This window comes from Nostoc sp. S13 (genome assembly GCF_029379315.1).
Classification (GTDB): domain Bacteria; phylum Cyanobacteriota; class Cyanobacteriia; order Cyanobacteriales; family Nostocaceae; genus Nostoc.
In genome coordinates this window covers 1-10,855 of sequence record NZ_JAQYWQ010000017.1, presented here as the reverse complement: position 1 = coordinate 10,855, position 10,855 = coordinate 1, and the positions used below count along the sequence as shown (strand labels likewise).

General features: G+C 39.9%; 9 protein-coding genes and 1 pseudogene. 9 read left to right on the top strand and 1 reads right to left on the bottom strand.

What is annotated here, in order from left to right:
* The first annotated feature begins 164 nt into the window (after positions 1–164).
* The 8 genes from PUQ00_RS08350 to PUQ00_RS08315 all read left to right on the top strand — a co-directional run bounded on the left by PUQ00_RS08350 (position 165) and on the right by PUQ00_RS08315 (position 7,869).
* Positions 165–1,037, top strand: coding sequence for a TauD/TfdA family dioxygenase (locus PUQ00_RS08350; protein ID WP_300415057.1), 873 nt, complete (start codon positions 165–167; stop codon positions 1,035–1,037).
* 82 nt (positions 1,038–1,119) lie between these two features.
* Positions 1,120–2,049 (top strand): cupin-like domain-containing protein, encoded by a 930-nt coding sequence (locus tag PUQ00_RS08345; RefSeq protein WP_300415055.1) that lies wholly within the window; start codon positions 1,120–1,122, stop codon positions 2,047–2,049.
* A gap of 203 nt (positions 2,050–2,252) precedes the next feature.
* A complete protein-coding gene (locus PUQ00_RS08340; RefSeq protein ID WP_300415053.1) occupies positions 2,253–3,128 on the top strand; it encodes a cupin-like domain-containing protein in 876 nt (291 codons plus the stop codon).
* 327 nt (positions 3,129–3,455) lie between these two features.
* Positions 3,456–4,220: a class I SAM-dependent methyltransferase gene (locus PUQ00_RS08335; protein WP_300415051.1), complete on the top strand. Its 765-nt coding sequence runs from the start codon at positions 3,456–3,458 to the stop codon at positions 4,218–4,220.
* Positions 4,221–4,336: 116 nt separating this feature from the next.
* Complete coding sequence (locus PUQ00_RS08330; RefSeq protein WP_300415050.1) at positions 4,337–5,839, top strand: aspartate aminotransferase family protein; 1,503 nt, start codon at positions 4,337–4,339, stop codon at positions 5,837–5,839.
* A 19-nt stretch (positions 5,840–5,858) separates the two neighbouring features.
* Positions 5,859–6,818, top strand: coding sequence for a GNAT family N-acetyltransferase (locus PUQ00_RS08325; RefSeq protein ID WP_300415048.1), 960 nt, complete (start codon positions 5,859–5,861; stop codon positions 6,816–6,818).
* A gap of 292 nt (positions 6,819–7,110) precedes the next feature.
* Positions 7,111–7,428 carry a hypothetical protein gene (locus PUQ00_RS08320; protein ID WP_300415046.1) on the top strand — a complete coding sequence of 106 codons (318 nt, stop codon included), beginning with the start codon at positions 7,111–7,113 and terminating at the stop codon, positions 7,426–7,428.
* A 213-nt stretch (positions 7,429–7,641) separates the two neighbouring features.
* Positions 7,642–7,869 (top strand): MbtH family protein, encoded by a 228-nt coding sequence (locus tag PUQ00_RS08315; RefSeq protein WP_300415044.1) that lies wholly within the window; start codon positions 7,642–7,644, stop codon positions 7,867–7,869.
* Between the two features lie 192 nt (positions 7,870–8,061).
* Here PUQ00_RS08315 and PUQ00_RS08310 read toward each other — a convergent pair.
* A pseudogene (locus tag PUQ00_RS08310) lies at positions 8,062–8,211 on the bottom strand (IS4 family transposase); the annotation flags it as partial.
* A gap of 460 nt (positions 8,212–8,671) precedes the next feature.
* Between PUQ00_RS08310 and PUQ00_RS08305 the strand changes: the two are divergent.
* Positions 8,672–10,777, top strand: coding sequence for an acylase (locus tag PUQ00_RS08305; RefSeq protein WP_300415042.1), 2,106 nt, complete (start codon positions 8,672–8,674; stop codon positions 10,775–10,777).
* Positions 10,778–10,855: the final 78 nt, after the last annotated feature.

Sequence of the window (10,855 nt, the reverse complement as noted above, 5' to 3'; positions counted from 1 at the left end):
ATTTAATAAAATGGGTTTTTAACATTATAATTTACTGTTGACTATTTCTTAAAAACTTAAAAAATTTGATTGTTACAATATGTTGAATATATTTTAGTCTAGAAGCAATATCTCTATTAGCAAAGTTAACGTAAATACCTTAAAAAATCGGAGAAAGGAATGATATGATCAGTAAAATTGAGCCACTAGGCACTAGCACAGGAAAGATAGTATATAGTAGTCATTGTCAAAATATTCTTGACCTCTCCGTAGCGGAGACTATGGAGATATTTAAGTCATCTGGAGTTATTCTATTTCGAGGTTTTGGGGTAACTCCTAAGCAGATGAAAGATTTTTCGGAAAAATTTAGTGGCAGACACATCATAGACTTTACAAAAGTCAGCATTGATTATGACAAGTTTGTTAATTTTGTAGATGGCGGAATGGATAGTCTTATTCCTCATAGTGAAAATTCTTGTTTTCCCTTTCGACCTGATGTTATTTGGTTTTGCTGTACTGTACCAGCTGAACAAGAAGGCGAAACTTTATTCTGGGATGGTGTCCGAGTGTGGGAGGAACTAAGTCAAGAGTCAAGACAGTTATTTCTTTCCAAGCAACTAAAGTTTTCTTATAATAATGTTCCGCTTGATAGATTGAAGGTATTTATAGGTTCAAATGCTAATACAATAGATGACATCAAGCTAATATTGGACAGTCTTGATGGTGTGAGTTATCAGTTTAACGATGATAATACTGTTTCTGTAGAATATACTTGCTCATCTGTGGTAAAAAATAAATATAATCATCAAAATGCATTTGCCAATCACTTTTGGGTATATCAGAAAAAGACAGAAGAGGCAATTTTTGATGACGGGTCAAGAGCTTCTGATGAAGTCGCTAACGAAATAGAGACAATCTTCGACAAGTTAACAGAAAAGATCCCGTGGGAAGCAGGTGATCTGGTGATGATGGATAATTCCAGATTTTTACACGGTCGTGGAGCATTTAACGATAACCGACGGCAAGTTTTTACTACCCTAAGTAACCTTAAGTTTTGATAAGCTGTTTCACATTTAACTTGCATATTTACGCGAGTAGACAGTCATTTTTAATTAATTATTAAGCAAGGAAAAACCTTTTATGTCTTCGTCTTCAGCAACTAGCTATTCTCAAACTAGCTATTCCACATCTCATCGGTACAATAACAAATCTAAGTTGATATGGACGCCAGTTGATTCTGTTGAACGTCGCAGTAACCTCTCGTATCAAGAGTTTGTTCGAGAGTACGCATCTGTGGGAAAGCCTGTGATCATCACTGATCCAATGAAAAACTGGAAAGCCTTAACGAAGTGGAATATGGATTTTTTCAAGTCAGAGTACGGCTCATTCGAGGCTTTTGTATTAGATTATAAGGCTGAAACTAAAATGTGGGGTCGAACTTATATGTCAATGCATATTGCTGATTATATAGATGTGATAACTAGTGGTACTAGTGACAAATTGCTCTACCTATCGGAATTTCATGTTGGCGATCACCCCGAACTTTGGGAAGATTGCAAAGATCCAATATATTTCAACGATTGGTATAGGAAAATACCATTAGAAATCTTTAAAAAATATATCAACGATACCTATGACATCCAGATAGGTCAGAAAAATACATCGGTAGGTCTTCACTGCGATCACCGTCATGATAATGCCTGGGTTGCAGTGATTTCTGGGCAGAAGCAAGTTGTATTGTTGTCACCAGATCAAGAAAAATATTTGTACGAAGGTCAAGTTGATTGCTTTAATCCAGACTTACAAAAGTTTCCACTGTACGCCAATGCCAAAACGGTGGAATGCATACTAAATAAGGGAGAAATGCTCTACATACCGCCAGATTGGTGGCATCATCTAAAAAACCTCGAAAACACAATCGGCTTGGCTATCAACACGATGAATGAATGGAGTTATGAATTAGTTCGTCAAGGTTTTTTAAAGCGGAATCCAATAAAAGGTCATCTTTTTCCGCTAATTGTGAAATTTCCGTTTCTAGGCAGAGCTTTATTGGCTGTTGGTTTGATCTAACACTAAGGGCTTAACTTCTTACACCCACTGGGCCATTTATCTTGAAAGTAAGCTCAAAATAGAAATGAACAATCAATATCAAAGCAATCAAAGTTGATATGACTATACAATCACCCCTTTTTTTCTCCAACATTATTGAGTTGAGTTTTTTGACAATTACATTCATTTTTCTCATCCTCTTAGTTATCTATTTTATTCAGAGAATGCAGTACAACAAATGTAAGTTGGTATGGACGCCAATTGATTTTGTTGAGCGTCGCAGTAACCTTTCCTATGAGGAGTTTGTCAGGGAGTATGCATCTGTTGGAAAGCCTGTCATCATCACTGATGCAATGAAAAATTGGAAAGCCTCTACAAAGTGGACTATCGATTTTTTCAAGTCAGAGTACGGGTCAGTCAAAGACCTGATGATGGATTACAAGTCTGAAAATAACACATGGAATCAAACTGAACTGACAATGAGTATTGCTGATTACATAGATGATATAACTAGTGATGCTGGTGACAAATTGCTCTACCTATCGGACTTCAATATTTGGAATTATCCCAAGCTTTTGGAAGACTACGAAGATCCAATATACTTTAATAACTGGTATAAAAAAATACCAGTTGAACTATTGAATAAATATTTAGGCAATATCTGTAACGTCCTTATAGGTCGGAAAGATTCAACAATAGGTCTTCACAACGATCACCGTCGTGATACTGCTTGGGTTGCAGTGATTTCCGGGCGGAAGCAAGTGGTATTGTTGTCACCAGACCAAGAAAAATATTTATACAATGGTCAAGTTGACTGCTTTAGCCCAGACTTACAAAAGTTTCCACTCTACGCAAATGCTAAACCAGTGGAATGCCTACTAAACCACGGAGAAATGCTCTACATACCATCGGATTGGTGGCATCATGTAATAAACCTCGAAAACACAATTAGCTTGGCTATCAACACACTAAATGAATGGGACTATGAAGTAGTTTGCCAAAAAATTTTACAGAGGGCTCCAATAAAAGGTCATCTTTTTCCGCTAATTGTGAAATTTCCGTTTCTAGGCAAAGCTTTATTGGCTGTTGGTTTGGTCTAAGACTAAAACACCGATTCAGTAATAAAATGCGAGATTGATAAACCCGGTTTTGACATCTTTATAAACCAGAATTTACTTGTTGCGACCCAACAAAACCAGGGTTTTTATGATCATTCTGAATGCTGAAGCTGTTTTGTAATTTAACTTGCACATGCCATGAGTATACCGTCATTTATCATTTTTCATTTGTATGACTAAAGTGTTACTCCAAAGGGCAATGGACGCAAGTAGATGACATATCTGGAAAAGTTGATAAAAAAATCATTTTTCATTGCTTTGGTAATCATAGGGTTGGAAAGCAATACGTAAAGCAAGGATAAATTTTTTATGTCTTCGTCTTCAGCAACTAACTATAACAAATTTGATGAACCATTTGCCCGAATATATAACGAGACTTTGGGGCCAAGTTACAACAAAATAGCTTTGCCAACCTTAGAAAAATTACTATTACCTTACATTCCTGAGAAAGCGAATATCCTTGACCTCTGTTGTGGTACAGGGGAACTGTCACAATGGCTGCTAAATAAAGGTTATCAGGTGACTGGAATTGATCGCTCTCAGAGAATGTTGGAATATGCTCGTCATAATGCACCTAATTGTAAATTGATTCTTAGCGATGTGCGCTTTTTTGAATTACTGCCTACTTTCCATGCAGTATCTTCAATGGGTTTGGGTTTCAATCACATTCTGAGTTTGTCAGAGTTAACAGCTACTTTCCACAATGTATACAACGCACTTGATAGCAACGGTATATTTGTATTCGACTTACGTCTAGAAGATGTATATAGTTCCACTTTGAACAATCGTGTATTGGGCGATGTTAAGGATGACTATGCTTGGGCTATGAAAAACATTTATCATCCAGAAAGCAAAGAATGTCGAGTTTTTGTAACGACATTTCAATTAAGAGACATAGATTGCTGGAAACGCCTAGACACTAGTTTTTCACTGATGAGTTATTCCAAAGATGAAGTTCAGTCATCTCTAGAAAATGTCGGCTTTACAGAAATTATTATCTATGATCTAAAACTTGATTTAGGATTAATTACAGAGGCTGATATGGTCTGCTTTGTTTGTCGGAAGCCAAGTTAAATATTCAGCATAAAATTAACTGAATTCATGAATAATTACTATCTATTTTGACAGAGATAGTAATATGCTTAATTTTGGTAAATCTATTCTTTCCATGCAGGTCAATCAATAGAAATATGAAAACAAAACAATCTGAATTACAAGAGATTAAACCGCAAATTAATTCGATACAATCTTCCAACAAGATATCAAAAAAAGGTCTGAATTACTGTCAAAAAAAACATTTAGAAACTTTAATTACACGCTACACCGAGCGTACAAAAACATCAAAACAACAGATGCAAGCCTATCGTTCGGTTTTGGCTGATCCAAGAGGTTTAGAAGGATTTTACCCTCTCGTGAAAGAGATGGTTTATCCCGTTATTGGTAAGCACGCTTCGGGATCTAGAGTTTGGGATATCGATGGCAATGAATATATAGATATAGTAATGGGGTTTGGGGTGAATCTCTTTGGTCACAACCCCCCCTTTATTAAGGAAGCTCTGGAACAGCGACTTGAACAAGGTATACACTTCGGACCACAATCAGATCTTGCTGGTGAGGTTGCTGAGTTAGTCAGTGAACTAACGGGGATGGAGCGAGTGACCTTTAGTAATACAGGCACAGAAGCTGTAATGACAGCAATACGCTTGGCACGAGCCGCAACAGGTCGCTATAAGATTGTTCGGTTTTCAGACTCTTATCATGGGCATTCTGATGGCACTTTAATTAAAGCAGAGAAAGCAGACGGCTCAGGTTCAGTACCAGGTTATCCAGGAGTACCGCCAAATGTTGCTCTTGATGTTTTAGTTCTGGACTATGTGAATCCTCAGTCGCTTGAAATCATAAAAGCGCATGAGCATGAATTAGCAGCTGTTATCGTTGAACCAGTACAGAGTAGCCGACCAGACTTACAACCTCAAGAGTTTCTCCAGCAACTGAGGGAATTGACAAAAAAATCAGGAATAGTTTTAATATTTGATGAAATAATTACTGGCTTTCGGGTTCATCTAGGTGGTGCCCAGGCTTGGTTTGGTATTAAAGCCGATATAGCTACTTACGGAAAGATTGTCGGTGGTGGTATGCCAATTGGTATCATCGCCGGATCGGCTACTTACATGGATAAAATCGATGGTGGAATGTGGAACTATGGGGATTTATCTTATCCTCAGCCAGAGGCAGAAATGACATTTTTTTCTGGCACTTTCTGTAAGCATCCGTTAGCTATGGCTGCTGCACGAGCTGTACTAAAGCGTCTTAAGAGTGAAGGACCTACCCTTCAGCAACAGTTAAATCAACGCACATCGCAGTTCGTGAAAACGCTGAATACTTATTTTGAAGCTGATGAAATACCCATGAGACTTGCGAATTTTGGTTCAATATTTAACTCTGTTCGTTTTAAAAATTCAGCCTCATCGGTTAGTTCGGATGCTTTAGAGAAGAGGCAGCTAATAAATCTATTACTATATCATCACCTTCTCGATAAAGGAGTTTACCTGCGATCGTCATTACACGCACTATCCACAGCCCATACAGATGAAGACCTTGATTTCATTATTCAGGCTATTAAGGATAGTGTAAGGGAACTGCAAGACGGAGGTTTCTTGCCTAGTAACTCTGACAAATTGGCTAAAACATAAAAGCTGTTGGGAGCAATTGATGATTAGTCTAACAATCCGCTCTTATGAAGGCGAAACTGATTTACAGTCGATTTCTGACCTACTAAAGGCTTGTGAAGCAGTTGATAAACTGAACCAAGAGCCATCCGTCTCCGAACTGCGGCAGGCATCTGATGACCCATCCCTGGACAAAGTGCGTGATATCCGTCTGTGGGAAGATCCTGACGGGAAGCTAATTGGCATTGGTCATTTAGGAATTTCCAGATCAGATGAGGCCATTGATGGCTCCCTCTCGTGCCGCGTCCACCCTAGCGCCCGTAGTGGTAATTTGGAAAGGCAGATTATCACCTGGGGTGAAGAGCGGATGCGCGAGGTTCAGCAAGACCAGGGTGTGCATGTTAAACTGCGTGCATCCGCTCGTGATGACAAAGCAGGTTTTATTGCTCTATTGGAAAGCAGTGGTTTCAAGTCTGAGCGTTGCTTGTTGACAATGACGCGATCGCTTAAAGAACCCATTACAGAACCACAGTTACCAGCAAATTTCACCCTCCGCCAAGTTAGAGATCAACAGGATGCTGAAGCATGGGTAGAGATGTACAACCAGTCGTTGATCGACGACTGTAATCACCATCCCTTAACGGTAGAACATTACAAATACTTGCGGAGTCACCCCACATACAGACCCGATTTGGACTTGGTGGCGATCGCTCCTGATGGCACTTTTGCGGGCTGCTGCGAGTGTGCAATTAACCCAGACAGTAATACCCGCACCGGACACAACGAAGGCTGGGTCAGCCAACTAGGTACAAGACGTGGTTTTCGCCGGATAGGGCTGGGACGTGCAATGTTGCTTTCGGGAATGCGTCAGTTACAAGCTGCTGGTGCGGATATGGCAAAGCTGTCAGTCTATTTTAATAACCCGAATGGTGCTTTGCAGCTTTACGAATCCGTTGGCTTTTATAAGCTCTATACTTGGATTTCTTACGTCAAGTATGTTTAGCCAATCGCCGCGCTGGTTAGAAGCTGATATCTTGCACCTATCCCTAGAAACTACGAGTAAGTAAAAAACGCCGAAATAAAATTACATTTTATCATGGCCTTTTTATCGAAAATAAAGCACTTTGCACTTAATATTTAGTGCTTAAATAACATTTGTTTTTTAGGTGCAAAATGTGAGAAAATTAACCTACTGAATGTGGGTCTTCAGGCTTAAGTAAGCTGCATTGTGGTACAGCTTGATATCCGAATGAACACTTAAAAATGCTTATTAACGAGATAAAGGAAGTAAAACTATGGCAACAATGGGAAAATACTGCAAAGCTTACTCTCTCAAAAAATTACGTGAGTTCAGTCAGTGGACAGAGCGTGCTGAAAATACCAGAAAAGAAAAGAAAGAGGTCGAGGGTAAGGAAGTCGAAGTTAATAGAGTGCTAACTAGTGATGACTTTCTTTATCTGCAAGAAACCTATGTAGTCACAGATGGTATTTTTCAAGATGAAAATATCATTTTTGACAATGTAACGCCGGAATGGCAAAAATTCTGTAAAAATACACTTTTATTCGATATTCCAGTTTACGAATCTGTGCAAATTAAAGTATCAGCAGGTTAAGAAAAAGGTCACACAATGCAAGGATTTTAGATTTAAAAGAGCAATCAAGTCAGGGGCAAGTGTAGCCCCTTCGGGAAAGTCAAAAGTCACTCATTCAAAAGTTAAAAGTAAGAACCCTGACAAAGGACAAATGACCACCCTCACTAGTTAGCTTTATTTACGCCTACTTACTTAAGTTTTACATCGCGCAAGACAAATCGCAGGAGATAAATTATGTATCAAGACGACAAAGAAGACACGACGATTTACAAAGTGGTAGTCAATCATGAGGAGCAGTATTCCATTTGGCCTATTGAGCGAGAAAACCCTCTTGGTTGGCGAGATGCAGGTCATAGTGGTCTAAAGGCGGAATGTCTTGAGTACATCAAGCAAGTATGGACGGATATGAGACCACTCAGTTTAAGGAAGAAGATGGAAGAAGCAGCTCATAATCAGACATAATACTACCGATTAGTAAGAGGTTTTAACTATAAGGAAGAATGCCTACCAAAGACGCTCTGTAGGACTGTTTTGCTCATGAAAACTACACCAACATTTAACTTCTGCTCTACTACAGAGCGCCCTCTCTCTTCATACTCTTTTTTTGGCAACGGTATTGTCATATCATTATTGTTTATCAATACCTCTGCCAATTTACGAGGGTTCAACGCCTGTAGAAACAGGATGAATACGACCATTAGCAGTAAGCTTGGCAAAAATCTCGGTTAATAAAATAGGCTCAGGGATTTCGGGAAGCATTTTTAACATTTCACGAACATATCGAAAACCACGGTAGTAAGCCTTATCGTGGCATGGGCTGAAGAGTAGTTTTTGAGTTGTCGTTGTGAGAGACAATAACTCTACTACATCAGCCCTATTTTTTCACACTCTTTTTTGGCAAAGGTATTGCAATATTTAACAGCTTTTTAATCATTAGAGTTGATAATCTTTCTTGATAAATATATAAATTAGATGATTATCTAGCCTTTTCCCCATTTTTGAAAATGAATAATGGATACCATTCCAACTTTGATATATTTTCTCAACAAAGTGGTATTGTTAGATAAATTTAAATCTGGTTTGTCAAAGTCACTTGCGTGCAGCTTTGTCTTGTTACCGAAGAGGGGAGTGGGGACTAGGGATTGGAAGCTAGGGGGACAAGCAGGACAAAGGAAAATTATTTAAAAAATCACTCCCTTATCTCTTGCCAATGCCCAATAGCAGTTTCAGTCACCAGGCGTTACATCTGTAGATGGTGGTATTAATGAGGATTGATAGTTTACTCAGGGTTTACAAAAGAAAATCAAAACGCGTTTTACCCTTTATACTCAGTTTGATACTGGTTTTGTTTGTAGGAAACCGCACTATAGCTGTACCAACAAAATCCACAGAGATATTATGGGATACCTATGGTGTGCCACACATCTACGGAAAAGATAACCAGAGTGCATTTTATGCCTTTGGTTGGGCACAAATGCAAAGTCATGGAGATTTGCTTTTGCGTCTCTATGGTCAAGCACGGGGACGCGCGGCCGAATATTGGGGAGAGAAATACCTAGATTCAGATCGTTGGGTACAGACTGCGGGAGTACCAGAACGCGCTCGTTCTTGGTACAAAGCACAGAGTTCAACTTTTCGCAGTTATCTTGATGCTTTTGCTACTGGGATTAATGCTTATGCTTCCCAAAATCCTAACTTGATTGATGATGAAGTTGAGGTGGTGCTACCAGTCAAGGCAGAAGATGTCATGGCTCACTTACATCGGGTACTCAATTTCACCTTTGTAGTCAATCCAGAGGAAGCATTAGACCTGAGCAAAGAAAAGTTGCAAGCAGGATCTAATGGTTGGGCGATCGCACCAACTCATTCTGCCAATGGGAACGCCATGTTGCTAGCCAACCCACACCTACCTTGGTCAGATTTATTTTTGTGGTATGAAGCCCAAATCACCGCACCAGGAATTGATGCTTATGGGGCAACACTTGTTGGTATTCCCGTATTAGCGATCGCATTTAACAACAACTTAGGTTGGACTCACACCGTTGATACCTATGATGGTTGGGATATTTATGAACTCACACTGGTAGGTAATGGATACCGCTTTGATGACAAAGTTCGTAATTTCGAGACAAAAACTCTTTCCTTAAGAGTGAAGCAGAAAGATGGCTCCTTGCAAGAGCAACCATTAGTAGTGAAAAGTTCTGTCCACGGGCCTGTGCTCGTCGAGAAAAATGGTAAAGTTGTGGCGCTGAGAGTTGCAGGTCTTGACCGACCAGGTGTACTCCAGCAGTGGTGGGATATGGCACGAGCAAAAAACCTTACCCAGTTTCAAACAGTACTCAAGCGCTTGCAACTGCCGATGTTTACGGTGATGTATGCAGATAGAGAAGGGCATATTATGCACCTATTCAATGGTCAAGTTCCAGTGCGCTCTTTTGGTGATTTTAAATATTGGCAAGGCATAATCCCAGGAAATACATCTAAAACCTTGTGGACAAAAATTCATCCTTACCAAGATTTACCGCGTATAGTTGACCCGAAGAGTGGCTGGTTGCAAAATACAAATGACCCACCTTGGACAACTACATTTCCAGCCGCCATTAAAGCAGATAATTACCCGCCTTACATGGCACCTCATTTCATGAGTTTCCGCTCCCAACGTTCTGTAAGGATGTTGGCTGAAGAGAAAAAAATCTCTTTCGATAAAATGGTTGCAGACAAGTACTCTACCCGCATGGAACTGGCTGATCGGATTTTGGATGATTTAATTCCGGCTGCACGCAAGTACGGTCAGGACTTAGGGCAGCAAGCAGCTAATGTCTTAGAAACCTGGGATCGGCAAGCCAATGCAGATAGTCGCGGGGCGGTATTATTTGCCTTTTGGGCACAACAGATGGACTTAGATAAGATGTTTAGTAAACCCTGGAATGAAAATTCTCCACGCACCACACCCGATGGCTTAGCTAATCCTGAAAGTGCAGTTGCAACTCTGCAAGCAGTAGCAGCACAGATAGAAATAACTTATGGGGAGATTGATGTACCTTGGGGCAAGGTTTTTCGGCTACGGTTGGGTAATCTGGATTTGCCTGGTAATGGTGCGGATGGTGATCTGGGAATTTTTCGTGTACTCTATTTTGCGCCTGCACAAAAAGATCAGTTCAAAGCCGTTGCAGGTGATTCCTATGTTGCAGCGATTGAATTTTCTAACCCAGTACGGGCAATGGCAATAACTAGCTACGGTAATGCAACTCAACCCGGATCGCCTCACATTAGCGACCAGTTACAGATGTTCGCTAACAAAAAATTGCGTCCTGTGTGGCGCGATCGCTCAGATATTCTTGCCCATCTAGAAGAACGTAAAATATTCTGAGCTTCGTCTCCTTGAGAAATAAATAGACATCTGGTGAAATTAAATATGCGTTATCTAGAACCCTTGTAGAGACGCGAA